The organism is Streptomyces hygroscopicus, assembly GCF_026168105.1.
GTDB classification, from domain to species: domain Bacteria; phylum Actinomycetota; class Actinomycetes; order Streptomycetales; family Streptomycetaceae; genus Streptomyces; species Streptomyces hygroscopicus_D.
Genome location: NZ_LBMW01000012.1, coordinates 1 through 25,142, shown reverse-complemented (window position 1 = coordinate 25,142; position 25,142 = coordinate 1). Strand labels below are relative to the sequence as shown.

At 71.6% G+C, this 25,142-nt stretch carries 22 protein-coding genes; 7 read left to right on the top strand and 15 right to left on the bottom strand.

Annotation, left to right across the window (positions count from 1 at the left end):
- Window positions 1–7 precede the first annotated feature (7 nt).
- The 4 genes from AAW14_RS14330 to AAW14_RS14315 form a co-directional block, all read right to left on the bottom strand.
- Entirely contained in the window at window positions 8–727 is a 720-nt protein-coding gene (locus AAW14_RS14330; protein ID WP_265563855.1) for a vWA domain-containing protein, read from the bottom strand.
- Window positions 728–907: 180 nt separating this feature from the next.
- Window positions 908–2,371: a glutamate synthase subunit beta gene (locus AAW14_RS14325; RefSeq protein ID WP_265563854.1), complete on the bottom strand. Its 1,464-nt coding sequence runs from the start codon at window positions 2,369–2,371 to the stop codon at window positions 908–910.
- A complete protein-coding gene (gltB, locus tag AAW14_RS14320; RefSeq protein ID WP_265564113.1) occupies window positions 2,364–6,986 on the bottom strand; it encodes a glutamate synthase large subunit in 4,623 nt (1,540 codons plus the stop codon). The genes AAW14_RS14325 and gltB overlap by 8 nt, the downstream gene beginning before the upstream one ends.
- 406 nt (window positions 6,987–7,392) lie before the next feature.
- Window positions 7,393–8,124: a VIT1/CCC1 transporter family protein gene (locus tag AAW14_RS14315; protein ID WP_265563852.1), complete on the bottom strand. Its 732-nt coding sequence runs from the start codon at window positions 8,122–8,124 to the stop codon at window positions 7,393–7,395.
- Window positions 8,125–8,418: 294 nt separating this feature from the next.
- On the opposite strand from AAW14_RS14315, the gene AAW14_RS14310 reads away from it, so the two are divergent.
- From AAW14_RS14310 to AAW14_RS14285, 6 genes are read left to right on the top strand one after another with little or no spacing between them, the layout of a single operon-like run.
- Window positions 8,419–9,570, top strand: a complete 1,152-nt coding sequence (locus tag AAW14_RS14310) for an ADP-ribosylglycohydrolase family protein (protein WP_265563850.1) — start codon at window positions 8,419–8,421, stop codon at window positions 9,568–9,570.
- Entirely contained in the window at window positions 9,567–10,724 is a 1,158-nt protein-coding gene (locus AAW14_RS14305; protein WP_265563848.1) for an ADP-ribosylglycohydrolase family protein, read from the top strand. The genes AAW14_RS14310 and AAW14_RS14305 overlap by 4 nt, the downstream gene beginning before the upstream one ends.
- Before the next feature lie 7 nt (window positions 10,725–10,731).
- A complete protein-coding gene (locus AAW14_RS14300) occupies window positions 10,732–11,886 on the top strand; it encodes an ADP-ribosylglycohydrolase family protein (protein WP_265563846.1) in 1,155 nt (384 codons plus the stop codon).
- Window position 11,887: 1 nt separating this feature from the next.
- Window positions 11,888–13,246 (top strand): ADP-ribosylglycohydrolase family protein, encoded by a 1,359-nt coding sequence (locus AAW14_RS14295; RefSeq protein WP_265563844.1) that lies wholly within the window; start codon window positions 11,888–11,890, stop codon window positions 13,244–13,246.
- Entirely contained in the window at window positions 13,243–14,433 is a 1,191-nt protein-coding gene (locus tag AAW14_RS14290) for a CaiB/BaiF CoA transferase family protein (RefSeq protein ID WP_265563842.1), read from the top strand. Before AAW14_RS14295 ends, AAW14_RS14290 begins: the two co-directional genes overlap by 4 nt.
- Window positions 14,433–15,275 carry an HpcH/HpaI aldolase/citrate lyase family protein gene (locus AAW14_RS14285; RefSeq protein WP_265563840.1) on the top strand — a complete coding sequence of 281 codons (843 nt, stop codon included), beginning with the start codon at window positions 14,433–14,435 and terminating at the stop codon, window positions 15,273–15,275. The genes AAW14_RS14290 and AAW14_RS14285 overlap by 1 nt, the downstream gene beginning before the upstream one ends.
- 77 nt (window positions 15,276–15,352) lie before the next feature.
- Here AAW14_RS14285 and lgt read toward each other — a convergent pair whose 3' ends face one another.
- The 11 genes from lgt to hisI all read right to left on the bottom strand — a co-directional run bounded on the left by lgt (window position 15,353) and on the right by hisI (window position 24,347).
- A complete protein-coding gene (gene lgt, locus AAW14_RS14280; protein WP_265563838.1) occupies window positions 15,353–16,384 on the bottom strand; it encodes a prolipoprotein diacylglyceryl transferase in 1,032 nt (343 codons plus the stop codon).
- 119 nt (window positions 16,385–16,503) lie between these two features.
- A complete protein-coding gene (locus AAW14_RS14275; protein ID WP_265563836.1) occupies window positions 16,504–17,280 on the bottom strand; it encodes a DsbA family protein in 777 nt (258 codons plus the stop codon).
- A 119-nt stretch (window positions 17,281–17,399) separates the two neighbouring features.
- Window positions 17,400–18,215 (bottom strand): tryptophan synthase subunit alpha, encoded by an 816-nt coding sequence (gene trpA, locus AAW14_RS14270; RefSeq protein WP_265563834.1) that lies wholly within the window; start codon window positions 18,213–18,215, stop codon window positions 17,400–17,402.
- The gene (gene trpB / locus AAW14_RS14265) at window positions 18,212–19,498 is read right to left on the bottom strand and encodes a tryptophan synthase subunit beta (protein ID WP_265563832.1); all 1,287 of its coding nucleotides are present in this window, start codon (window positions 19,496–19,498) and stop codon (window positions 18,212–18,214) included. The genes trpA and trpB overlap by 4 nt, the downstream gene beginning before the upstream one ends.
- A gap of 135 nt (window positions 19,499–19,633) precedes the next feature.
- The gene (gene trpM / locus AAW14_RS39735; RefSeq protein ID WP_416223300.1) at window positions 19,634–19,831 is read right to left on the bottom strand and encodes a tryptophan biosynthesis modulator TrpM; all 198 of its coding nucleotides are present in this window, start codon (window positions 19,829–19,831) and stop codon (window positions 19,634–19,636) included.
- A 22-nt stretch (window positions 19,832–19,853) separates the two neighbouring features.
- Window positions 19,854–20,663, bottom strand: a complete 810-nt coding sequence (trpC, locus tag AAW14_RS14260) for an indole-3-glycerol phosphate synthase TrpC (protein WP_265563830.1) — start codon at window positions 20,661–20,663, stop codon at window positions 19,854–19,856.
- 172 nt (window positions 20,664–20,835) lie between these two features.
- The gene (locus AAW14_RS14255; protein WP_265563828.1) at window positions 20,836–21,294 is read right to left on the bottom strand and encodes a DUF2752 domain-containing protein; all 459 of its coding nucleotides are present in this window, start codon (window positions 21,292–21,294) and stop codon (window positions 20,836–20,838) included.
- Window positions 21,295–21,399: 105 nt separating this feature from the next.
- Window positions 21,400–21,636 carry an HGxxPAAW family protein gene (locus tag AAW14_RS14250; RefSeq protein WP_265563826.1) on the bottom strand — a complete coding sequence of 79 codons (237 nt, stop codon included), beginning with the start codon at window positions 21,634–21,636 and terminating at the stop codon, window positions 21,400–21,402.
- 116 nt (window positions 21,637–21,752) lie between these two features.
- Window positions 21,753–22,391 carry a TIGR02234 family membrane protein gene (locus AAW14_RS14245; RefSeq protein ID WP_265563824.1) on the bottom strand — a complete coding sequence of 213 codons (639 nt, stop codon included), beginning with the start codon at window positions 22,389–22,391 and terminating at the stop codon, window positions 21,753–21,755.
- A gap of 55 nt (window positions 22,392–22,446) precedes the next feature.
- On the bottom strand, window positions 22,447–23,934 hold the full coding sequence (locus tag AAW14_RS14240; protein WP_265563822.1) for an anthranilate synthase component I: 1,488 nt from the start codon (window positions 23,932–23,934) through the stop codon (window positions 22,447–22,449).
- An 11-nt stretch (window positions 23,935–23,945) separates the two neighbouring features.
- Window positions 23,946–24,347, bottom strand: coding sequence for a phosphoribosyl-AMP cyclohydrolase (gene hisI / locus AAW14_RS14235; protein ID WP_265563820.1), 402 nt, complete (start codon window positions 24,345–24,347; stop codon window positions 23,946–23,948).
- Window positions 24,348–24,429: 82 nt separating this feature from the next.
- Here hisI and AAW14_RS14230 point away from each other — a divergent pair, with 82 nt between their 5' ends.
- The gene (locus AAW14_RS14230) at window positions 24,430–25,065 is read left to right on the top strand and encodes a TIGR03085 family metal-binding protein (protein WP_265563818.1); all 636 of its coding nucleotides are present in this window, start codon (window positions 24,430–24,432) and stop codon (window positions 25,063–25,065) included.
- Window positions 25,066–25,142 lie beyond the last annotated feature (77 nt).

The window sequence follows — 25,142 nt, the reverse complement described above, 5'->3', positions numbered from 1 at the left end:
CCCGGGGTCAGGCCACGATCCCCTTGGCTCGCGCTGCCGCCAGCCACTGCGGGAACTCGCCCACCAGCCGGTCGTACAGCTCGGCGTCGGACACCTTCCGCGGATCCGGGCCGGCATGGAAGAAGCCCGCGTTGTCCACGACCCGTTTCTGCGGCACCGGCAGCTCGTCGAGCCTCCGCAGGAAGTCGAACTGCTTGCTGCCCGGATCACCGAACCCGATGAACTGCCAGAACAGAGGCAGCTTCGCCGCCTTGCACAAATACCGTTCCGCGGCGAGCTTGTTGATGGGGCCGCCGTCGGTCTGGAAGACCACGAGCGCGGGGTCGGTGGAGCCGCCGTCGAGGTAGTGGTCGATGACGGTGTCCATCGCCAGGTGGTAGCTGGTCCTGCCCATGTGCCCGAGCCCGGCCACGATCCGGTCGATCCGGCCGCGGTGATCGGCGAGGGAGATCTCGGTGACGGTGTCGATGTCCGTGGAGAAGAAGACGACGGGCACGGTCCCGTCGTCGTCCAGGTGCGCCGACAGCCCGAGCACCCGGTCGGCGAGCGCCTGCACGCTGCCGTCCCGGTAATACGGCTTCATTGACCCGGAGTAGTCGACCACCAGGTAGACGGCTGCCCGCTGTCCGCTCAGCCCGTGCTTGGTGAGGGACACCCCGGCACTCTTGTACAGACTCACCAGCGCGGGCGCGGCCTCCTCCATCTTGCGGAGGCTGATCGGTGCCACAGCGACTCCCTTTCGCCACGGGGACGGGAGGCCGAGGCTACGCCATGAGGCTGCGGGAAGGCGGCGGCGCCTGCCCAGGTCCGGTCGGGGACTGCGGGCAGGCGCCGTCTGGTGTTCCGTACGCCTTTGTACGGGACGCGTATGAGTGACCGTCAGGTCACATGTTTCTCGTCCGGTGCGTCAGACCGCCAGCGCGCGGTCCGTCGGACGGATCGGGGCCGGCAGGTCGCTGGCGCCCGTGAGGAAGCGGTCGACACCGCGTGCCGCCGAGCGGCCCTCGGCGATCGCCCACACGATCAGGGACTGGCCGCGGCCGGCGTCACCCGCCACGAAGACACCCGGGACATTGGTCTGGAAGTCGGCGTCGCGCGCGATGTTGCCGCGCTCGTCCAGCTCCAGGCCGAACTGCTCGACCAGGCCGTTCTCCTGGTCCGTGCCCGTGAAGCCCATGGCCAGCGTCACCAGCTGGGCCGGGATCCTGCGCTCCGTGCCCGGCTTCTGGGTCAGCCTGCCGTCCACGAACTCGACCTCGGCGAGGTGCAGCCACTGCACGTTGCCGTCCTCGTCGCCCTCGAAGTGGGTGGTGGAGGCCGCGTAGATGCGCTCGCCGCCCTCCTCGTGGGCCGAGGTGACCTTGTAGAGGATCGGGAAGGTCGGCCAGGGCTGGTTGACCGGGTTCCGCTCGCCGTTCGGGCGGGGCATGATCTCCAGCTGGGTGACGGAGGCCGCGCCCTGGCGGTGGGCCGTGCCCACGCAGTCCGCGCCCGTGTCACCGCCGCCGATCACGACCACGTGCTTGCCCTCGGCCGAGATCGGCGGGCTGACGTAGTCGCCCTCCTGGACCTTGTTGGACAGGGGCAGGTACTCCATGGCCTGGTAGATGCCCTTGAGCTCGCGGCCGGGGACCGCGAGGTCGCGGGCGGTGGTGGCGCCCGCGGCGATGACCACGGCGTCGTACCGCTTGCGCAGGTCCGTCGCCTTGAGGTCGCGGCCGATCTCGATGCCCGTACGGAAGCGGGTCCCCTCCGCGCGCATCTGCTCGATACGGCGGTTGATGTGCCGCTTCTCCATCTTGAACTCGGGGATGCCGTAGCGGAGCAGACCGCCGACGCGGTCGGCGCGCTCGTACACCGCGACCGTGTGTCCGGCCCGGGTCAGCTGCTGGGCGGCGGCCAGACCGGCCGGGCCCGAGCCGACGACCGCGACCGTCTTGCCGGACAGGCGCTCAGGAGCCTGCGGCTTCACGTCGCCGCTGTCCCACGCCTTGTCGATGATGGAGACCTCGACGTTCTTGATGGTGACCGGCGGCTGGTTGATGCCGAGCACACACGCGGACTCGCACGGAGCGGGGCACAGCCGACCCGTGAACTCCGGGAAGTTGTTGGTGGCGTGCAGACGCTCGGACGCCTCGGTCCAGTCCTCGCGGTACGCGAAGTCGTTCCACTCGGGGATCAGGTTCCCCAGCGGACAGCCGTTGTGGCAGAACGGAATGCCGCAGTCCATGCACCGGCTGGCCTGCTTGCTGATGATCGGCAGCAGCGAGCCGGGAACGTAGACCTCGTTCCAGTCCTTGACACGCTCGCCCACGGGGCGGGACTCGGCGACCTCGCGGCCGTGGTTGAGAAAACCCTTGGGATCAGCCATTGGTCGCCGCCTCCATCATCTTCTCGGTGATCTCGGTCTCGGAGAGACCGGCTCGCTCGGCGGCGTCCTTGGCGGCGAGCACTGCCTTGTACGTGCTGGGGATGATCTTGCTGAACCGCTCCACGGACTCGGACCACTCGGCGAGGAGCCTCTCGGCGACCGTGGAGCCGGTCTCCTCGGCGTGGCGGCGCACCACGTCGTGCAGCCACTGCTTGTCGGCGTCGTCCAGGGCCTCGATGGCCCCCTGGTTGCCGGCGTTGACGTTTTCGCGGTCGAGGTCGATGACATACGCGATGCCGCCCGACATACCGGCCGCGAAGTTGCGGCCCGTCTCACCGAGGACGACCGCGTGCCCGCCGGTCATGTACTCGCAGCCGTGGTCGCCGACGCCCTCCGAGACCACCAGCGCGCCGGAGTTGCGGACGCAGAACCGCTCGCCCGAACGACCGCGCAGGAACAGCTCGCCGCCGGTCGCGCCGTACGCGATGGTGTTGCCGGCGATCGTCGAGAACTCGGCGAGATGGTCGGCGCCCCGGTCCGGGCGGACGATGACACGACCGCCGGACAGGCCCTTGCCGACATAGTCGTTGGCGTCGCCCTCCAGGCGCAGCGTGACACCGCGCGGCAGGAAGGCACCGAAGGACTGGCCCGCCGAGCCCGTGAAGGTGATGTCGATCGTGTCTTCGGGCAGGCCTGCGCCGCCGAACTTCTTGGTCACCTCGTGGCCGAGCATCGTGCCGACCGTGCGGTTGATGTTGCGGATCGCGACCTGGGCGCGCACCGGCTGGGCCTCGGTCGCGCTGGACGCGGCCAGGGCGTCGGCGGCGAGCTTGATCAGCTCGTTGTCGAGCGCCTTCTCCAGGCCGTGGTCCTGCGGGACGATCTGGTGACGCACCGCGCCCTCGGGCAGCTCGGGCACATGGAACAGCGGCTCCAGGTCCAGGCCCTGCGCCTTCCAGTGGTCGACCGCCCGGGTCACGTCGAGCGTCTCGGCGTGGCCGACGGCCTCGGCGATGGAGCGGAAGCCGAGCTCGGCCAGGATCTCGCGGACCTCCTCGGCGATGAACTCGAAGAAGTTCACGACGAACTCGGCCTTGCCGGAGAACCGCTCGCGCAGCACCGGGTTCTGGGTGGCGATGCCGACCGGGCAGGTGTCCAGGTGGCAGACGCGCATCATGACGCAGCCGGAGACGACGAGCGGCGCGGTGGCGAAACCGAACTCCTCGGCGCCGAGCAGAGCGGCGACGACCACGTCACGGCCGGTCTTGAGCTGGCCGTCCGTCTGCACGACGATACGGTCGCGCAGGCCGTTGAGAAGCAGCGTCTGCTGGGTCTCGGCGAGGCCGAGCTCCCAGGGACCGCCGGCGTGCTTGAGCGACGTCAGCGGGGAGGCGCCGGTACCGCCGTCGTGGCCGGAGATGAGGACGACGTCCGCGTGCGCCTTGGACACACCCGCGGCCACCGTGCCGACACCGACCTCCGACACCAGCTTCACGTGGATGCGTGCCCCCGGGTTGGCGTTCTTGAGGTCGTGGATCAGCTGGGCAAGGTCCTCGATGGAATAGATGTCGTGGTGCGGCGGCGGGGAGATCAGACCGACACCCGGCGTCGAGTGACGGGTCTTGGCCACCCACGGATACACCTTGTGGCCGGGCAGCTGCCCGCCCTCGCCGGGCTTGGCGCCCTGGGCCATCTTGATCTGGATGTCGTCAGCGTTGACCAGGTACTCGGAGGTCACGCCGAAGCGGCCGGAGGCCACCTGCTTGATCGCCGAGCGGCGCGCCGGGTCGTACAGGCGCTCCGGGTCCTCGCCGCCCTCGCCGGTGTTGGACTTGGCGCCCAGCCGGTTCATGGCGATGGCGAGCGTCTCGTGCGCCTCCTTGGAGATGGAGCCGTACGACATGGCGCCGGTGGAGAAGCGCTTGACGATCTCGGAGGCCGGCTCGACCTCGTCGATGGAGATCGGCTCGCGGCCGGACTTGAAGCCGAACAGACCACGCAGCGTCATCAGGCGCTCGGACTGCTCGTTCACGCGCTCGGTGTACTTCTTGAAGACGTCGTAGCGGCCGGTGCGCGTGGAGTGCTGGAGGCGGAAGACCGTCTCGGGGTCGAACAGGTGCGGCTCGCCCTCGCGGCGCCACTGGTACTCGCCGCCGATCTCCAGCGCGCGGTGCGCGGGCGCGATGCCCGAGGCCGGGTACGCCTTGGCGTGGCGGGCGGCGACCTCCTTGGCGATGACGTCGATGCCGACGCCGCCGATCTTGGTGGCCGTGCCGTTGAAGTACTCGTCGACGAAGGCCTCGTCGAGACCGACGGCCTCGAAGACCTGGGCGCCGCGGTAGGAGGCGACGGTCGAGATGCCCATCTTGGACATGACCTTGAGCACGCCCTTGCCCAGGGCGTAGATCAGGTTGCGGATGGCCTTCTCGGGCTCGGTGCCCGGCAGGAAGGTGCCGGCGCGGACCAGGTCCTCGACGGACTCCATCGCCAGGTAGGGGTTGACGGCCGCGGCGCCGTAGCCGATGAGCAGCGCCACGTGGTGGACCTCGCGGACGTCGCCGGCCTCTACCAGCAGGCCCACCTGGGTGCGCTGCTTGGTGCGGATGAGGTGGTGGTGGACGGCCGCGGTGAGCAGCAGCGACGGGATCGGGGCGTGCTCGGCATCCGAGTGGCGGTCGGACAGGACGATCAGGCGGGCGCCGTTGTCGATGGCGGCGTCGGCCTCGGCGCAGATCTCCGCCAGGCGCGCGGCGAGGGCGTCACCGCCGCCGGAGACCCGGTACAGGCCGGAGAGCGTCGCGGCCTTCATGCCCGGCATGTCGCCGTCGGCGTTGATGTGGATGAGCTTGGCCAGCTCGTCGTTGTCGATCACCGGGAAGGGCAGCAGGACGCTGCGGCAGGAGGCCGCGGTCGGCTCGAGAAGGTTGCCCTCCGGGCCCAGCGAGGAGCGCAGCGAGGTGACCAGTTCCTCGCGGATCGCGTCCAGCGGCGGGTTGGTGACCTGAGCGAACAGCTGGGTGAAGTAGTCGAAGAGCAGCCGGGGGCGCTCCGACAGCGCGGCGATGGGCGAGTCGGTGCCCATCGAGCCGATCGGCTCGGCGCCGGTCTTGGCCATCGGCGCGAGGATGACGCGCAGTTCCTCCTCGGTGTAGCCGAAGGTCTGCTGGCGGCGGGTGACCGAGGCGTGGGTGTGGACGATGTGCTCGCGCTCGGGCAGGTCGCCCAGCTCGATCTCACCGGCCTCCAGCCACTCCAGGTAGGGCTGCTCGGCGGCGAGGGCCGCCTTGATCTCGTCGTCCTCGATGATGCGGTGCTCGGCGGTGTCGACGAGGAACATGCGTCCGGGCTGCAGACGGCCCTTGCGGACGACCTTGGCGGGGTCGATGTCGAGGACTCCGACCTCGGAACCGAGGACGACGAGGCCGTCGTCGGTGACCCAGTAGCGGCCGGGACGCAGGCCGTTGCGGTCGAGCACGGCGCCGACCTGGGTGCCGTCGGTGAAGGTGACGCAGGCGGGGCCGTCCCAGGGCTCCATCATCGTGGAGTGGTACTGGTAGAACGCGCGCCGGGCCGGGTCCATGGAGTCGTGGTTCTCCCACGCCTCCGGGATCATCATCAGCACGGAGTGCGGCAGGGAGCGGCCGCCGAGGTGCAGCAGTTCCAGTACCTCGTCGAAGGAGGCCGAGTCGGACGCCTCGGGCGTACAGATCGGGAAGATCCGCTCCAGCTTCTCCTCGGGACCGAAGAGGTCGGAGATCAGCTGCGATTCGCGGGCACGCATCCAGTTGCGGTTGCCCTTGACCGTGTTGATCTCGCCGTTGTGCGCGACGAAGCGGTACGGGTGGGCGAGCGGCCAGCTCGGGAAGGTGTTCGTCGAGAAGCGCGAGTGGACCAGCGCGATGGCCGTGGCGAAACGGCGGTCGGACAGGTCCGGGAAGAAGGGCTCCAGCTGGCCGGTGGTCAGCATGCCCTTGTAGACGATCGTGCGCGCGGACAGCGAGGGGAAGTACACGTCGGCCTCGCGCTCGGCGCGCTTGCGCAGCACGAACGCCTTGCGGTCGAGCGCGATGCCCTTGCTGACGCCTCCCCCGGACTCCGTCTGGGAGGTGCCCCCGGCGACGAAGAGCTGGCGGAAGACGGGCATCGTGGAGCGGGCGGTGGCGCCGAGCAGCTCGGGGGCGACCGGAACGTCGCGCCATCCGAGAACGGTCAGGCCCTCGTCGGCGGCGATCGTCTCGATATGTGAGACGGCTTCGGCGGCGCGCGCCTCGGGCAGGAAGGCGATGCCAACGGCGTAGGCGCCCGCCTCGGGCAGTTCGAATCCGGCCACCTCACGGAAGAAGGCGTCGGGCACCTGGGAGAGGATGCCCGCGCCGTCACCCGAGTCGGGCTCGGAGCCGGTGGCGCCGCGGTGCTCCAGGTTGCGCAGAACCGTGAGCGCCTGCTCGACCAGCGCATGGCTCGCCTCGCCGGTGAGGGTGGCCACGAAGCCGACGCCACAGGCGTCGTGCTCGTTGCGGGGGTCGTACATACCCTGCGCAGCAGGGCGAGCATCCATGAACGACCAGTTCCGGCCATTCGCAGAGTGCTGGGACGGCTGGCGCGGCGTACGCATCGGCTCTCCCGTCGTCGTCATGTGGCTGTGGGCGCCTCCCAGGCCTTTCAGGCTCTGGGGGAGCGGTGCCGAGGGACGACGTTGGCCCTCTGCGTGAGTGCAAAATTTCGTGCAGGTTACATGATGGAGCGGTTGCCGGGAACCGGATAGGCCGTTCCAACATGCGGACATCGCCGGGGCGTGGCGCGGGTTTCACGCCGGACGATGGAAGCGGGGGCACAAGCGGACAGATCGGTGTCCGTCGACCCGGGTGCGGCGGGCTTGCCGCCCTACCGCGATGTGTGCGGCACAGGCGTCATTGCCCGCGGTGCTTACGGCTCATGCCCCGTGGTCAAGCAGCCGAAACCGCCAAGTAACGAAAATTTATACAGTCACTTGCATAAATAGCCGAGCTAGGCAGTACCGATCAGCTTACTGCGGTACCGAAAAGACTGCCCAGGACGTACGTCACACCCGCCGCGGCACCGCCCAGGGCAAGCTGCCGCATTCCACTGAACCACCAGGTGCGGGCCGTCACCTTGGCCACGACCGCACCGCACGCGAAGAGTCCCGCGAGGGCGAGCAGCACGGCGGGCCACAGCACGTGGGCACCGAGCAGATACGGCAGCAGGGGAAGGAGGGCGCCGAGCGCGAACGACCCGAAGCTGGAGACGGCGGCGACCATCGGGGAGGGCAGGTCGCCCGGGTCGATGCCGAGTTCCTCGCGCGCGTGTATCTCCAGGGCCTGCTCGGGGTCCCGCGAGAGCTGCCTGGCGACTTCCCGGGCCAGGGCCGGCTCGACACCGCGCGCCTCGTACAACGCCGCGAGCTCCATCTCCTCGTCCTCCGGGTGCTTCCTCAGCTCCCGCCGCTCGACATCGAGTTCGGCCTCGACCAGCTCGCGCTGGGAGGCGACGGAGGTGTACTCGCCCGCGGCCATGGAGCAGGCCCCGGCGGCCAGACCCGCGAGCCCGGTGAGAATGATGGTCTGCTGGCCGACCGCTCCGCCGGCGACACCCGTCATCAGGGCAAGGTTGGACACCAGTCCGTCCATCGCGCCGAAGACGGCCGGACGCAGCCAGCCACCGTTGACATCGCGGTGGGTGTGGTTGTCCCGGTGCGCCTCGTGCAGCGTCGCCTCGGTCTCGATGATGGCCATGCCCGGTCCCCCAGGTGCGTGATTGGACTCTTTCCACTTTTCGACAACAGTGAAAGTACGCCGGAAATTGCTTCCCCGCCAGCAAGGAAAGGCTGGGCTAACCTGCACTTTTGCCTCGCGGCGCTCATCCGAGATGTGCACTGCACATATGTCGGCCGGGTGATGCCGTGCCGCACAAGGCTCCGGCGGGCGGCTGCGGTGGGACAGATCCGCAAAGGGGCCGCGTGCTCCGAGATCAGGGGAGTGCCCTGAGAGAAAAGATCAGGGGAGTGCCCTGAGAGAAAGAGGCACCGAATGGCCATCGCCCGTATTCCCCCGGACCCGGCGCCCGGGGACGCCACCGGTCTTCGGGAACGGGCGCGCGGCGCGCTGCTCGGCCTCGCCGTCGGCGACGCGCTGGGCGCGCCCGCCGAGAATCTGAGGCCGTCCGAGATCCGCGCCCGCTGGGGCCGCATCACGGGATACGTGGCCGAGCGGCCGTCGGGCACGGACGACACCGAGTACGCGATCTTCTCCGGGCTGTTGCTGGCCCGGCACGGCTCGGCGCTCACCGTGGCGCACGTGGAGTCGGCCTGGCACGAGTGGATCGCCGACCGGGAGGAGGGGCCGCTGCGCGGGGCGGGATTCAGTGAGCGGGGCACCCTGGAGAACCTTCGCCGGGGCCTTGCGGCACCCGTCTCCGCGCAGCACCGGCACGCGTGGAGCGACGGCCTCGCCATGCGTGCGGCCCCCTCCGGTGTCTTCGCCGCGGGCCGGCCCGCGGAGGCGGCCCGGCTGGTGGCGATCGACGGCTCGGTGAGCCATCAGGGGGAGGGCATCTACGGCGGCCAGGCGGTCGCGGCCGGGGTCGCGGCGGCGATGGGGGGCGCCCCGACGGCCGCCGTGGCGGCCTCGGCCCTCGCGGTGGTCCCCGACGACTCGTGGACGGCCCGGTCCCTGCGCCGCGCGGTGGCCGCGGCCCGTCGAGGCATCCGCGCGGTGCGCTCCGCGGTGGTGATCGACGGCTACCCGTGGACCGACCTTGCCCCCGAGGCGGTGGCCCTGGCCTTCGGCGCGTACGCGGCGGCGGACGGCGACTTCACGGAGTCGGTGCTCACCGCGGTCAACATGGGCCGCGACGCGGACACCACGGCGGCGGTCGCGGGCGCGCTGGCGGGCGCGACCTGCGGGGTCTCGGCGATCCCGGCCGAGTGGGCGGCGGCGATCGGCCCGGCGCGGGGCCGCTGTCTGCCGTCCATGGAGGGACACCATGTGCTGGATGTGGCGGAGCTGCTGACGCCGGGGGACGGCGAGAGGTGGGGGGCGGCGGTCGCGCGGCTGTGGGGCGCCGGAAAGGGCGTACGGCTCGGCGGTCCCGTACCAGGTGACGTACGGGCGCAGCCGGATCCGGCGGCGTACGCGGAAGCGGCGTACGTGGAGGCGGCGGAGGACGTGGTGGAGCCGTGAGCACGACCGCCCATACGACCGCCGACGCCCGTCCCACCGGTCCCCGCCGGGTCGAGGGCCTCCTGCTCGGACTCGCCGTGGGCGACGCCGCCGGCTGGCCCGCCGCGCGGCACCGGGCCGCCCGTATGCCCGAGTGGACCCGGCGGCTGAGCCGGGAGCTGGACACCTTCGCCGAGGAGAACGCGACCACCACCCTGCCCGTGCCGATCGCGCTCAACCAGCCGCCGGAGCCGCTCAGGCTCGGGCCGTCGGACGACGCCGAGTGGGCGGCGTTCGCGGCCGAGGCGGTGCTGCGGGCCGCGGGCGGCAGCGCGCTCGCGGGCCTCGACCGGCGGCGGAGGATGCGTGCGGCCATCGATCTGGCCTGGAGCGCCGCCGCCGACGAGGTCGCCGCCGCCGCGGACCTGGCTCCCGGGGCGGAGCCGGCGCTCCCGCCCCTGCGCGCCCGCATCTCCGTACGCGCGGGGCTCGGCAATCTCGCCACCGGCCTGCGCCCGCCCGCCACCGGGCACGACAACCCGCACTACTTCGACGACGCGGCCTGCGTACGGGCCTGCGTACTGGCCGTCGCTCATCCGGGGGATCCCCGACTCGCCGCCGAACTGGCCGAGTTCGACGCCCGCTACACCCAGGACGGCGACGGGGTGCACGGCGCCCGGGCCATGGCCGCGGCCCTCTCGCTCGCCCTGTCCGGCGAGGCGGTCGACGCCTGCGTCGCAGCCGCGCTGGCCGAGCTCCCCGAGTCCACCGAGATCGGCCGCAATGCCCGGCACGCGCTGCGGATGGCGCGGGACAGCGACGGGGCCTTCCCCGTGGTCCCCCAGCTCGAGCACCAGATCGTCGACCATGTCTACAGCTACGGGGTGGCCGCTGCGGAGACCGTCCCGGTCGCGCTCGCCCTCGCGACGGCGGCCCGCGGCCGGATCGCGGAGGCCGTGCCCGCCGCGGCCTGTCTGTCACGGGTCGCCGACTCCGCCCCGGCGCTGGTCGGCGCGCTGACCGGAGCGCTCGACGGCGGCGAGGCGATCCCGCCCGCCTGGCGCGACGCCTGCCGCACCCTCCCGGGCTGTGCCCTGCCCCGTCTGACCGGCACGGACCTCGTACGCCTCGCCGAACTCCTGGAGGCGACGGAACTGACCGCCACAGGTGGATGATTCGGACATGACGCCCACTTCTGACGAGACGATCCCCCTCGACGAACGCATCACCGGCGCCCTGGTCGGCGCCGCCGTCGGTGACGCCCTCGGCGGTCCCGTGGAGGGCCACTCCCCCGAGCAGATCGTCGAACGGCACGGCGGCCGCGTGTACGGAATCGTCGGACCCTGGGACGGTGACACCTGGCGCACGGCCCGCCCCATCGCGCCGTACCACAAGGGCGACGGCCACGTCACCGACGACACGTTGATGACGCATGCGCTGGTACGGGTGTACGCGGCCGTCCGCGACCACCTCGACGCGTACTCGATCGCCGGGCACCTGGTACCCGACCTGATGACCACTCCCCGCTGGATCCCGGAACTCCAGACGGAGGCGATCTTGCTCCAGCGGATCTTCCTCGCGGAGAAGTGGCTGGTGGCGCGGCTGCACTACGGCCATGCCGATCCGCGCGAGGCGGGCGTCGGCAACATCGTCAACTGCGGCGCCGCGATGTACATGGCGCCGGTCGGCCTGGTCAACGCGGCCAACCCGGCGGGCGCGTACGCCGAGGCGCTGGACGTGGCCGGGGCACACCAGTCGTCCTACGGCAGGGAAGCGGCCGGTGTGTTCGCGGCGGCGGTGGCGGCGGCGTGCGCGCCGGGGGCGACCCCCGACTCGGTCGTGGCCGCGTGCCTGTGCCTGGCGAAGGACGGCACCCGCCCCGCGATCGAGGCGGTCTGCGAAGCTGCCTCCCGTTGCCCGGACTTCGAATCGGCGCTCGGGCCGCTGCGGGAGGCGGTGGCACCCTACGACACGGTCGGCCCCGACTACCGGGCTCCGTCACTCGGCGCCCGCCGCCCGTCGCGGCTGCACGCGATCGAGGAACTCCCGGTGGCTCTGGGCATGATGGTCGTGGCACGCGGCGACTTCCGCCATGCGGTGCTCGGCTCGGTGAACTACGGACGGGACTGCGACTCCATCGCGACGATGGCGGGCGCGATCACAGGCGCTCTGGGCTCGGAGGTCCCGTCGCCCTGGGCGAAGACGGTCGCGGAAGCGAGCCGTCTCGACCTGGACGCACCGGCACGGACGCTCACGGAGGTCACCCGGGAGATCTTCGCCCGGGACGTACGACGCCGCCGGGCCCATGAGGCGGCGTTCGCCGGGATCGGAGGCTGAGGTGCTCCGACTCACCTGGGTCCAGCCGGAGGACCTGCTCGGCCACGAACTCCACCAGGCGGAACAGGACGGCCGTGAGCCCTCGGCGGTCGCGGCGAGGTGGAGGGCGGCGGGCGGCCCGGGGGCCCCGCTGCGCGCGGGCGCGTCGTCGGTACCGGCGTCACCGTACTTGCGTGTGCTGGCCAGGGACCTGCTGGACGAACTGGCGGACCTGCCCGGCAGGTTGGCGGAAGTCGAGCCGACGGAGCTGGCGCGGATCAAGGAGCTGTGCCCGGCCTGGCCCTCCGCTTCGGCCGCCGCACCTGCGTCCGAGGCCCGTCTGGAAGCCTCCTGGCTCGGCCGGGCCGCCGGTTGCCTCCTCGGCAAACCCGTGGAGAAGCTCCCTCTGGACGGCATCCGCCAACTGGCCCGGGCCACCGGCAACTGGCCCCTCAGCACCTGGTTCACGGCCCGCGGCCTACCCGACGAACTCGCGCGCCGGCACCCCTGGAACCGCCGCTCCGCCGCGACCTCCCTCGCCGAGAACATCGACGGAATGCCTGAGGACGACGACCTCAACTACCCCCTTTTGAACCTTCTGTTGCTCACCCGGTACGGCAAGGAATTCACCGCCGCCGACGTGGCCCGGCTCTGGCTCGACGTACTCCCCGCGGGCCGCACCTTCACCGCCGAACGCGTCGCCTACCGCAACCTCCTGTGCGGCATCGAACCGCCGCGCACGGCCCGCCACCGCAACCCGTTCCGCGAGTGGATCGGCGCCCTGATCCGCGCCGACGTGCACGGCTGGACGAACCCCGGCGACCCGGCCGCCGCAGCCGAGCAGGCCCATCGTGACGCCACCCTCACCCACACCGCGAACGGGGTCTATGCGGCGATGTTCACGGCGGCCGCCATCGCCGAGGCGGCCACCGGCGGGCACGACGTCCACCACTGTCTGCGCACCGGCCTCACCGTCGTCCCGCCCGCCTCCCGCCTTGCCCGCGCCGTCCGCCACGCGATCCAACTGGCGAGCAGCACGCGGGACTTCGACGCGGTCGTCGACGAACTCCACACCGCCCACCGCACCTATCACTGGGTCCACGCCATCCCCAACACCGCCCTGATCGCCGCCGCCCTCACCCATGCCGACGGCGACTTCACCGGCTCGATCTGCCGGGCGGTCGCCGGGGGCCTGGACACCGACTCCACCGGCGCGACGGCCGGCAGCATCGCGGGAGTGCTGGCCGGACACCCCACCGCGCTCCCCGACCGCTGGACGACCCCGCTCAAGAACCGGCTGACCACATCCGTCGGCGACTTCAACGGCATCGGTTTCGACGCCCTGGCCCACCTCACCCACCGGGAAGCCCACCGCTCATGACCGCGCCCCTCACCGGCCTCCGTGTCCTGGACATCGCGACCCTCTTCGCGGGCCCTCTCGCCGCCACCCTGCTCGGTGACTTCGGTGCCGAGGTGATCAAGGTCGAGCACCCGGCCCGGCCGGACCCGTCCCGTGGACACGGCCCGACGAGGAACGGGGTGGGTCTGTGGTGGAAGCTGCTGGGCCGCAACAAGCGCACGATGACTCTCGACCTGTCGAAGTCCGGCGGCCGGACGACGCTGCTGCGTCTCGCCGCGACCGCCGATGTGATCATCGAGAACTTCCGCCCGGGCACCCTGGAGAAGTGGGGCCTGGGCTGGGACGAGTTGTCGGCCGCGAACCCCCGTCTGGTCCTCGCCCGGGTGACCGCCTTCGGCCAGTTCGGCCCCTGTGCGAACCGTCCCGGCTTCGGCACGCTCGCGGAAGCCATGAGCGGGTTCGCGGCCATCACCGGGGAACCCGACGCACCTCCGACGCTCCCGCCCTTCGGGCTCGCCGACTCGATCGCGGGCCTGACCACGGCCTACGCGGTGATGACGGCCCTGGCGGGCCGCGACCGCACCGGCACGGGCCAGGTGGTGGACATGGCGATCATCGAGCCGATCCTCACGGTCCTCGGGCCGCAGCCGATCTGGTACGACCAGCTGGGCCACCTCCAGCAGCGCACCGGCAACCGCTCGCAGAACAACGCCCCGCGCAACACCTACCGCACCGCGGACGGCAGCTGGGTCGCCGTCTCCACCTCCGCGCAGTCCGTCGCCGAGCGGGTGATGCGCCTGGTCGGACGCCCGGACCTGATCGACGAACCGTGGTTCGCGACGGGCACGGACCGGGCCCGGCACGCGGACGTGCTGGACGAGGCGGTCGGCGGCTGGATCGCCCGCCGCAGCCGCGCGGAGGTCCTGAAGGCGTTCGAGAAGGCGGAGGCGGCGGTGGCACCGATCCAGGACGTACGGGACGTCCTGACCGATCCGCAGTACACGGCGCTGAACACGATCACCACGATCCCCGACGACCCCGAGCTGGGCCGGCTGCGGATGCAGAACGTCCTGTTCCGTCTCTCCGCCACGCCCGGCGCGATCCGCTGGGCGGGCCGACCGCACGGCGCGGACACGGTGGCGATCCTGAGCGAGCTCGGCCTAACGGGCCCGGAGATCGCCGCGCTCGAAGCGGAGGGTGCCCTGTGATGGCGGGCCCGGCCTTCCCCCCGCTCACCCTGCTGTACGCGCCCGGGGACCGCCCGGAGGTGGTCGGCAAGGCGCTGGTTTCGGGGGCGGACGTGGTGCTGATCGACCTGGAGGACGCGGTCGCCCCGGACCGCAAGGGATACGCAAGGGCGGCGACGGCGGAACGACTGGCGCATCGCCCGCCGGTGCCGGTGCACGTGAGGGTGAACTCCACGGACAGCCCCTGGGCGGAGGGAGACCTCGCGGCGCTGTCCGGGCTCCCCGGCCTGTCGGGGCTGCGGCTGCCGAAGGTCACGTCGCCGTCGGAGGTGGTCCGCGTGGCCGAACGAGCCGTCCCGGCGGGGGGCGGGCCCCTCCCCCTCTACGCCCTCCTGGAGTCGGCCCTGGCCGTGGAACGCGCGTTCACCATCGCGTCGGCGCACCCCTCCGTACGGGGCATCGCGCTGGGCGAGGCGGACCTGCGGGCGGACCTGGGGGTACGGGAGGACGCGGGCCTGGACTGGTCACGGGCCCGTGCGGTGGTGGCCGCGCGGGCCGCCGCGCTGCCTCCGCCCGTTCAGTCGATCTACCCGGACACGAGGGACCTCGAGGGCCTGGCCGCCTCCTGCGCCCATGGCCGCGCGCTGGGCTTCCTGGGCCGTGCGGCGATCCATCCCCGCCAGCTCCCGGTCATCGAACGCGCCTACACGCCCACCGCGGAGGAGATCGCACAGGCCGAGGAGACCCTGAAGGCCGCGGCCCTGGAACCGGGCGCCCAGGCCCTGCCCGACGGCCGCTTCATCGACACGGCGACGGTGAGGGAGGCCCGACGCACCCTGTCCCTGACACAACGGAGCCGCTGAGCGCCTCCGGTTCCGTACGCGGGCCGGGGGCGCCGTATCCAGCGATACGGCGCCCCCGTGCAACGTACGAACGCGTGTCAGCCCTTCTTCGCCGACCCGGCCTCGTCCTTCGCCGACTCGGCCTCGCCCGTTGAAGTCTCCGGGGTATCAGCCGTCTCAGTGGTCTCCTGAGACTCCGCCGCCTCCGGGACCTCACGCTTCGCGTCCTCCGGCTCGGGCTTCTTCCCCGGCTCCGCCGAACCGCCGTCTCCCTCGGCCTCGCCGCCGGAGGCGCCCTCGGGCGTGCCGTCGAAGGCGCCCGGTTCCACGACTGCCTCGCGTCCCGGCCGCAGCCTCGACGACACCACGATGTAGGTCACCGCCAGCAGGAACACCAGCAGCGCGGTCCAGTCGTTCAGCCGCAGGCCCAGGATGTGGTGCGCGTCGTCGACCCGCATGTACTCGATCCAGCCGCGGCCCACGCAGTACGCGGCCACGTACAGCGCGAACGCCCGCCCGTGCCCCAGCTTGAAGCGGCGGTCCGCCCAGATCACCAGGAATCCGACCCCGATGCACCACAGCGACTCGTACAGGAACGTCGGGTGGTAGTACCCCGGCACCCGCCCGTCCGACGACGACGTGATGTGCAGCGCCCACGGCACATGGGTCGGCCGTCCGTACAGCTCCTGGTTGAACCAGTTCCCCCAGCGCCCGATCGCCTGCGCGAAGGCGATGCCGGGCGCCACGGCGTCGGCGTACGCGGGCAGCGGGATCCCCCGGCGACGGCAGCCGATCCACGCGCCGATCGCGCCGAGCGCGATCGCGCCCCAGATGCCGAGGCCGCCCTGCCAGACCTTGAATGCGTCCACCCAGTTGCGGCCGTCGCTGAAGTACAGCTCGTAGTCGGTGATCACGTGATAGAGCCGACCGCCGACGAGGCCGAAGGGCACGGCCCAGACCGCGATGTCGGCCACCGTGCCGGATCGGCCGCCCCTGGCGATCCAGCGCTTGTTGCCGAGCCACACGGCCACGAAGACACCGATGATGATGCAGAAGGCGTAGCCGCGCAGCGGAATGGGGCCGAGATACAGCACTCCGCGCGAGGGGCTGGGAATGTAGGCAAGTTCCATGGCAGGAACGACGCTACCCTGCCGGACACGCAGCGTGGCAACCCACCCGGCAACGGGTCCATAACACAACCCGCCCGGCTGGGGGTGTCCGCCGGGGGCGCCCCGGCCCGCCCCGCGCCTCAGCCCTTGTTCGCCGCCTCCACCATCTGCTTCAGCTTCGCCGGTGTCATCGTCTGGTCCGACGAGATGTTCTTGCCGTCGAGGAACACGGTCGGCGTGCCGGTGAAGCTGGCGCTCTGGAACGCGGCGTTCGACTTCTCCACCCAGCTGTTGTGCGTGCCGTCCCGGACGCACTTCTCGAACGCCGGGGTGCGGAGTCCGCCCACCTTGCCCGCCAGCTCGATGAGCTTGGAGTCGTCCGAGTACGAGTCCTGCGTTTCCTTGGGCTGGTTCTCGTACAGCACGTCGTGGTAGTCCCGGAACTTGCCGGCGTCCTGTGCGCACGCCGCCGCGTTGGCCGCGTGGCGGGAGCCGCTGCCGCCCAGGTTTCCGTCGATGAGCGTGACCAGGTGGTACTCCGCCTTCAGCTTTCCGGCGTCGACCAGCTGGTGGATCGTCGGGCGGTAGGCGGCCTCGTAGGCGCCGCACGCCGGGCAGCGGAAGTCCTCCCACACGGTGAGGGCCGATCTGGCGGAACCCTTGCCCACCGGGATCGCGAGACCGTCCTTGCCCGTCGCCCCCGAGGGCGCCACGACGGGACCTGCGGCACCGCTCTTGCCGCTCTTCCCGGCGTTCGCCGCCAGAACGCCCCCCACCGCCGCCAGGGCCAGGACGCACACGATCGAGGCGCCCACGATCAGCGCCCGACGGCGCTTGTCCGCGGCCTTCTGCTTCTCTCGCTCGGCCGCCAGCCGCTCACGGGCGGTGCGCTTTCCGTCACGGTTCTTCTCGCTCACATCCGGCAGAACGAACCGGGGAGGTGCAACGCGCCTCCCCGGCCCCAGGTCCACCCGTTCGAGTGAGGGAATCATCTGTTTCGTACGCGCCCGCCCCTACGGGTGAGGACGGGCAGGGGTCATGCGTTGCCGCGTACGCCCTCGGCCAGCTCGCCCGCCAGCGCCCGCACGGCCGCCAGGGCGGCCGCCTCGTCCTCGGCGTCCAGCATCCGCTTCACGAACGCCGAGCCGACGATCACTCCGTCGGCGAAGCCCGCCACCTCGGCGGCCTGCGTGGCGTTGGAGACGCCGAGGCCGACGCAGACCGGCAGGTCCGTGGTCGCCCGGGTGCGGCGGACCAGGTCCTGGGCCTGCGCGCCCACCGTCTCGCGGGTGCCGGTGACGCCCATGAGCGAGGCCGCGTAGACGAAGCCGGAGCCCGCCGCGGTGATCTCGCCGAGCCGGTCGTCCTTGCTGCTGGGCGCGACCACGAAGACCGTGGCGAGCCCGTGCTTCTCGGCGTGCTCCCGCCACAGGGCCGACTCCTGCACGGGCAGGTCCGGCAGGATGCAGCCCGCGCCGCCCGCCTCGGCCAGCTCGGCGGTGAAGCGTTCGACGCCGTACCGGTCGATCGGATTCCAGTACGTCATCACGAGCACCGGCTTCCCGGTCGCTTCGTACGTCTCCCGGACCGTCCGCATGACGTCCGTGATCCTGACGCCGCCCCGCAGGGCGATGTCGTCGGCGGTCTGGATGACAGGACCGTCAAGGACCGGGTCGCTGTGCGGCAGACCCACCTCGACGACGTCGGCACCCCCCTCGAGGACCGCCTTGATCGCGGCGATGCCCCCGTCCACGGTCGGGAAGCCGGCCGGCAGATAGGCGATGAGCGCGGAGCGGCCCTCTGCCTTCGCAGCGGCGAGGGTGTCGGACAGCAGATGGATGTTCCCGCTCACTTGGCGTCCCCCTCGATCTCCGCGGCGTCGCCGGCGGCATCCGCGGCGACGGACGCGTCCGTGTCGTACAGGCCGAAGTACCGGGCGGCCGTGTCCATGTCCTTGTCGCCGCGCCCGGACAGGTTGACGACGATCAGCCCGTCCTTGCCCAGCTCCCTGCCGACCTCCAGGGCACCGGCGAGCGCGTGGGCGCTCTCGATGGCCGGGATGATCCCCTCGGTGCGGGAGAGCAGGCGCAGGGCCTGCATGGCCGCGTCGTCGGTGATCGCCCGGTACTCGCCGCGGCCGCTGTCCTTGAGGTAGGAGTGCTCGGGGCCGATGCCCGGGTAGTCGAGGCCCGCGGAGATCGAGTACGGCTCGGTGATCTGACCCTCGTCGTCCTGGAGGACGTACGACCGCGAGCCGTGCAGGATGCCCGGCTCGCCCGCGCTGAGGGTGGCGGCGTGTTCACCGGTCTCGATGCCGTGGCCCGCCGGCTCGCAGCCGATGAGCCGCACGGACGTGTCCGGGATGAAGGCGTGGAAGAGCCCGATGGCGTTGGAGCCGCCGCCCACGCAGGCGACGGCGGCGTCGGGCAGACGTCCGGCGCGCTCGAGCAGCTGCCGCCGCGCCTCCACGCCGATCACGCGGTGGAAGTCCCGCACCATGGCGGGGAAGGGGTGGGGGCCCGCCACGGTGCCGAACAGGTAGTGGGTGTGGTCGACGTTGGCGACCCAGTCGCGGAACGCCTCGTTGATGGCGTCCTTGAGGGTGCGGGAGCCGGACTTCACGGCGATGACCTCGGCGCCGAGCATCCGCATACGGGCGACATTGAGTGCCTGCCGCCGGGTGTCGACCTCGCCCATGTAGATGGTGCAGTCGAGCCCGAAGAGGGCGCAGGCGGTGGCGGTGGCGACGCCGTGCTGGCCGGCGCCGGTCTCCGCAATGACCCGCGTCTTGCCCATCCTCCTGGTGAGGAGGGCCTGGCCGAGCACATTGTTGATCTTGTGGGACCCGGTGTGGTTGAGGTCCTCGCGCTTGAGGAACACCCGGGCGCCCCCGGCGTGTTCGGCGAACCGCGGCACCTCGGTGAGGGCGCTGGGCCGGCCGGTGTAGTTGACGAGCAGGTCGTCGAGCTCACGCGCGAACTCGGGGTCTGCCTTGGCCTTGTCGTACTCGACGGCGACCTCGTCCACGGCGGCGACGAGGGCCTCCGGGATGAACTTGCCGCCGAACGCGCCGAAGTACCCCTCGGCACTGGGAACCTGACCCTCCGGGTCGGGAATGAAGAACTCGCTGGGCATGCGATTACCTCGCAGGGGGCGAAAGCCCCGGGTTGGCCGGACTGAGGGTGATGTCGATCGCGTACGCGCGCCGTCCCCGATGGCGTCGGCGAACCGACGCCGACGGGGCACCCCGGCCGACCGGGTGAACCCGGTTCAGCTCAGCGCGGATGACCGGCGCGTACGCAGGCCGCGCCATCGCATGCCGTTCACCTGTCCCGGCTCGTCACCGATGACATACCGCACCCGTCGCCCGTGCACCCGCCGCGCGGGCGCCCGGCAGCCACGCGGCCGGCACCCACGGGCGAGGCGGGCGTACGGATCCCTGGTCGCCACGGTGATCGGAAGCATCATCGGCCTCAACCCTACCGGGGTGTCAGTCGCGCCCGTGCCGCAGCGCGGGGTGCGTACCCGCCGCCACCAGGTCGGCGACCGCCGTCTTCGGGTCGCGCCCGGTCACCAGCGACTCGCCCACGAGCACCGCGTCGGCGCCCGCGTTGGCGTACGCGATCAGGTCATGGGGCCCGCGGATCCCGGACTCGGCGACCTTCACGATCCCCTCGGGGACCTCCGGGGCGACCCGCTCGAAGGTGGAGCGGTCGACCTCGAGGGTCTTCAGGTTGCGCGCGTTGACGCCGATCACCTTCGCTCCGGCGTCCACCGCCCGGTCGACCTCCTCCTCGTCGTGCACCTCGACGAGCGGCGTGAGTCCGATGGACTCGGCGCGCTCGATGAGGGACTCGAGGGCGGACTGGTCGAGGGCGGCGACGATCAGCAGCGCGAGGTCGGCGCCGTACGCCCGTGCCTCCCAGAGCTGGTAGGAGGTGACGATGAAGTCCTTGCGCAGCACGGGGATGTCGACCCGGGCCCGCACGGCCTCCAGGTCGGCCAGGGAGCCGCCGAAGCGGCGCTGTTCGGTGAGGACGGAGATGACGGCCGCGCCGCCGGCCTCGTAGTCCGCCGCGAGGGCCGCGGGATCGGCGATCGCGGCGAGAGCGCCCTTGGACGGGCTGGAGCGCTTTACCTCGCAGATCACCTTGACGCCGTCGCCGCGCAGCGCGGCGACGCCGTCCTTGGCCGCGGGAGCCTTCGCCGCGCGCTCCTTGAGCTCGTCGAGGCTGACGCGCGCCTGCCGCTCCGCGAGGTCGGCACGGACTCCGTCGATGATCTCGTCGAGCACACTCACGCGAGCGGCCCCCTTCCTGACGGTTGACGATTGAAGGGGCTCGGGGGTTGAGCCCGGCCACCGGGACCGCCTCGGCGGCGAAACCGATGGTCACTGTGATGGTATCCGGAGGTGGGCGTAGGCCTCGCATCCGGTTGACGCCGGTCCCATTACCTGGACGTTCGTCGGTTGATCAAGGATGCAGCCAACCGCCGAACGGTAGGTTCCGGACAACCGTGAAGACCAGGAGCAGGGCGCCGAGGCTCCACAGGTGCACAGGTTCCAGGGTGACTCTCAACGGCCGTCCTCGCACCGCGTGGACCGCCCAGACGGTCCACACCACGGCGAAGACCGCATAGCCGACGACGGCCAGCGCGTTGTCGTGGAGCGCCGCCAGGACGTCTCCGTGCACGAAGGCGTGCGCGCTGCGCAGCCCGCCGCAGCCGGGGCAGTACACGCCCGCGTAGCGCAGCAGCGGGCAGACCGGGTAGTGCCCGGGTTCGTTGGGGTCCACCGCCCCGACGTACGCGAAGGCCCCCACGACGCTCGCGAGCACCCCTGCGGGGACCGCGATCCTCCGGAGCGCGGCGACGGCTCCGGAATCGGTACGGGACGGCGTCACGCCGGGGGATTCGGTGTTCACCCCACGCATTCTGCCCTCCCCCCGTCCGGCCCGCTGCTCGCACCCGGGAACGCGAGAGGCGGCCGGGGCGCTCGACCGCCCGGGACCGCCTCTGGCACGCAGGTCGAGAAGGGCTCAGCTCTCCGTCGCTCGCGCGGGCTGCGCCGTGTGCGCCTCCGTCTTCGGCTGGCCGAGGCCCATCTGGCGCATGATGCCGCCGATGACGCCGCCGAGCGCGACGATCACCAAGCCCGCCCAGAAGCCGATCGGCTGGGCCATCACGGTGAAGGCGCCCGAGACGCAGAAACCGATGAAGGCGATTGTGACACCGGTCCAGGCGGCCGGGGTGTGACCGTGGCTGCTGCCCGCCATGACTTGCTCCTCGTGTGCTGTATGTACATGTGTGAGTCGGACGCTCGGCGCCCATTGTCCCGTACTCGCGCGTATGCGGTGAGCGCGGGGTCGCCCGTCGCGGGGCGGCAGGGCGGTCAGGCGCCCGTGGGGTCCTCGCCCCGGTCGAGCGCCTTCCACAGGTCCTCGGGGCGGTCCGGGTCGACCGGCTTCACCTTGCGCGGCCGGGGTGTGCCGTCGCGCTCGTAGCGGCCGGACATCGCGGGCCACAGACGGCCGTAGCGCACGGCGAGCAGTCCGGCCAGGAGGAGGAGAGCGCCGCCGAGGGCCGCGACATAGGGCCAGGCGGTGTGCGTCAGCGCCGTTGCGGTCGCCGACGTGTCGCCGGCCGCCTGCGCCGCCTTCTCGTCGAGCGCCGAGCTGTCGCCCACGCCGAGGAGCGCGGCCGCGATGGTGCCCGCGCCGGAGAGCACGAGCAGCAGCGAGACGAGGATGCGCCCGGCTCTGCGGACCGCGAAGACGGCGACGAGCGCGGCGAGTCCCACTATGGCCAGGGCCGCGGGCACGCCCGTGACATCGCTGCCCTTCGCCGTCAGCGGGAAGTCGCCGCCGGCCACCGTCACGGTGCCCGCCGACCAGCCCTGCCGGGAGGAGAGCAGCGCGACGGCCGCGCCGACCGCCCCGCACAGCAGGGCGAGGGCGAGGCTTCGGCGGGCGGACCGGACGGGTGCAGCGGCCTCGGATCGGGGGTGAGGTACGGCAGTCACGTACACCACTATCGCCTGAAGCCCGGGCGAACCGTCACCCGGGCCCCCTTACCTGCCCAACCCGTTACGGGCCCAGCCGGTTCGCCGTGTGGACCGCGCGCAGGACCGCCGCCGCCTTGTTGCGGCATTCGTTGTCCTCGGCGACCGGGTCCGAGTCGGCCACGATGCCCGCGCCCGCCTGCACATAGGCCGTGCCGTCCCGCAGCAGGGCCGTGCGGATCGCGATGGCGGTGTCGGAGTCGCCCGCGAAGTCGAGGTAGCCGACGCAGCCGCCGTACAACCCGCGCCGGGACGGCTCGAGTTCGTCGATGATCTGCATGGCGCGCGGCTTGGGGGCGCCGGAGAGGGTACCGGCCGGGAAGCAGGCCGTCAGGACGTCGAAGGCCGTACGGCCCTCGGCGACCCGGCCCGTGACGGTCGAGACGATGTGCATCACATGCGAGTACCTCTCGACGGACATGAAGTCGACGACCTCGACCGAGCCGGGCTCGCAGACCCGTCCGAGGTCGTTGCGGCCGAGGTCGACGAGCATCAGGTGCTCGGCGCGTTCCTTGGGGTCGGCGAGCAGTTCCTCGGCGAGGGCCTGGTCCTCCTGTGGGGTCGCACCGCGGTGCCGGGTGCCCGCGATGGGGTGGACCATGGCCCGGCCGTCCTCGACCTTCACCAGCGCTTCCGGGCTGGACCCGACGACGTCGAATCCGTCGAAGCGGAACAGGTACATGTACGGGGACGGATTGGTCGCCCGCAGCACCCGGTACACGTCCAACGCGCTTGCCGTGCAAGGCGTTTCGAAGCGCTGCGAGGGGACGACCTGGAAGGCCTCGCCGGCGCGGATGCGCTCCTTGATGTCCTCGACGGCCTCCTGGAAGTCCTCGCCGCCCCACAGGGCCGTGTACTCGGGCAGTTCGGACGGCGGGAGGACGGCGGGCGGCTGGGCGACCGCGCGGGACAGGTCGGCCTCCATCGCGTCGAGGCGGGCCACCGCGTCGGCGTAGGCCTCGTCGACGCCCGTGTCGAGGTCGTTGTGGTTGATCGCGTTGGCGATCAGCAGGACCGAGCCCTCCCAGTGGTCCATGACCGCGAGGTCACTGGTGAGGAGCATGGTCAGCTCGGGGAGCCCGAGGTCGTCGCGCTCGCCGGGGCCGATCTTCTCCAGACGGCGCACGATGTCGTAGCCCAGATAGCCGACCATGCCTCCGGTGAAGGGCGGCAGCCCGTCCTGGTGGGGCGTGTGCAGGGCCTCGATGGTGGCCCTCAGGGCGGCGAGCGGGTCGCCCTCGGCCGGGACGCCGACGGGTGGGACGCCGAGCCAGTGGGCCTGGCCGTCCCTCTCCGTGAGGGTGGCGGCGCTGCGGACGCCGACGAAGGAGTAGCGGGACCATTGATACGCGGTGCGGCCGTTCTCCGCGGATTCCAGCAGGAAGGTGCCCGGGCGTTCGGCGGCGAGCTTGCGGTAGAGCGCGACCGGGGTGTCGCCGTCGGCGAGGAGCTTGCGCGTGACCGGGATGACGCGGCGGTCGGTGGCCAGCTTGCGGAAGGTCTCGAGGTCCATGGCGGCTGACCTTACTGATCCTTGGACGGCACGCCGGACGCGGCGTCCTTGAGCAGTACGTCGGCGTCGAAGCACGTGCGGTCGCCTGTGTGGCAGGCGGCCCCCACCTGGTCCACCTTGACCAACAGGGTGTCGGCGTCGCAGTCCAGGGCGACCGACTTCACGTGCTGGACGTGGCCGGACGTGTCGCCCTTCACCCAGTACTCCTGCCGGCTGCGCGACCAGTATGTGCACCGGCCGGTCGTCAGGGTGCGGTGCAGCGCCTCGTCGTCCATCCAGCCGAGCATGAGCACCTCACCGGTGTCGTACTGCTGTGCGATGGCGGGGAGCAACCCGTCGGCGCTGCGCTTGAGGCGCGCCGCGATCTCGGGGTCCAGGGCGCTGGGCCTGCTGGGGTCAGGCGTGCTGGTCATGCCGACCATTGTGCCGCGCCGCGCCGGCATCGTCGGCCGCCGTCCGGTGGGCGGACCGTACCCCCGGTCGTACGCTGGCTGCATGTCGACCCATGCGAAGCGTGAACGACTTCTCCTCGCCGACCTGTTGGAGGCCACCGGCCCGGACGCCCCCACCCTGTGCGAGGGCTGGACCACCCGTGACCTCGCCGCGCACGTCGTGGTGCGCGAGCGCCGCCCGGACGCCGCCGGGGGCATCCTGATCAAGCAGCTCGCCTCTCGTCTGAACCGGGCGATGGCGGAGTTCACCGACAAGCCGTACGAGGAGCTGCTCCAGCTCATCCGTACGGGTCCGCCGCGGTTCTCACCCTTCTCGCTCAAGCAGATCGACGAGATGTCGAACACCGTCGAGTTCTACGTCCACACCGAGGACGTACGCCGGGCGCAAGCGGACTGGACACCGCGTGAGCTCGACCCGGTCTTCCAGGACGCCCTGTGGTCGCGGCTGGAGCGGGCCGCCCGGCTGACCGGCCGCGGCGCGCCGACGGGCCTGGTGCTGCGCCGCCCGGACGGGCAGACGGCCGTCGCGCACCGGGGCACGCCGGTCGTGACGGTCACCGGCGAACCCTCGGAACTGCTGATGTTCGCGCTCGGGCGGCAGCGGGTGGCGGACGTGGAGCTGGAGGGCGACAAGGACGCGATCGCGGCCCTGCAGGAGACGAAGCAGCTGGGGATCTGAGGGGATCGTCAGGGCGGCGCCGACGGCGGCGGCCCCGCGGCACGGGCAGGGCCGCCGCCGTAGATCGGAAGAGCACA

Coding starts and splice junctions, on each gene's coding strand:
- AAW14_RS14325 (WP_265563854.1), bottom strand. CDS start 2,371: ATGGCTGATCCCAAGGGTTTTCTCAACCACGGCCGCGAGGTCGCCGAG.
- gltB (WP_265564113.1), bottom strand. CDS start 6,986: ATGCGTACGCCGCGCCAGCCGTCCCAGCACTCTGCGAATGGCCGGAAC.
- AAW14_RS14315 (WP_265563852.1), bottom strand. CDS start 8,124: ATGGCCATCATCGAGACCGAGGCGACGCTGCACGAGGCGCACCGGGAC.
- AAW14_RS14310 (WP_265563850.1), top strand. CDS start 8,419: ATGGCCATCGCCCGTATTCCCCCGGACCCGGCGCCCGGGGACGCCACC.
- AAW14_RS14300 (WP_265563846.1), top strand. CDS start 10,732: ATGACGCCCACTTCTGACGAGACGATCCCCCTCGACGAACGCATCACC.
- AAW14_RS14290 (WP_265563842.1), top strand. CDS start 13,243: ATGACCGCGCCCCTCACCGGCCTCCGTGTCCTGGACATCGCGACCCTC.
- AAW14_RS14285 (WP_265563840.1), top strand. CDS start 14,433: ATGGCGGGCCCGGCCTTCCCCCCGCTCACCCTGCTGTACGCGCCCGGG.
- lgt (WP_265563838.1), bottom strand. CDS start 16,384: ATGGAACTTGCCTACATTCCCAGCCCCTCGCGCGGAGTGCTGTATCTC.
- trpB (WP_265563832.1), bottom strand. CDS start 19,498: ATGCCCAGCGAGTTCTTCATTCCCGACCCGGAGGGTCAGGTTCCCAGT.
- trpM (WP_416223300.1), bottom strand. CDS start 19,831: ATGATGCTTCCGATCACCGTGGCGACCAGGGATCCGTACGCCCGCCTC.
- AAW14_RS14255 (WP_265563828.1), bottom strand. CDS start 21,294: ATGCGTGGGGTGAACACCGAATCCCCCGGCGTGACGCCGTCCCGTACC.
- AAW14_RS14250 (WP_265563826.1), bottom strand. CDS start 21,636: ATGGCGGGCAGCAGCCACGGTCACACCCCGGCCGCCTGGACCGGTGTC.
- AAW14_RS14240 (WP_265563822.1), bottom strand. CDS start 23,934: ATGGACCTCGAGACCTTCCGCAAGCTGGCCACCGACCGCCGCGTCATC.
- hisI (WP_265563820.1), bottom strand. CDS start 24,347: ATGACCAGCACGCCTGACCCCAGCAGGCCCAGCGCCCTGGACCCCGAG.
- AAW14_RS14230 (WP_265563818.1), top strand. CDS start 24,430: ATGTCGACCCATGCGAAGCGTGAACGACTTCTCCTCGCCGACCTGTTG.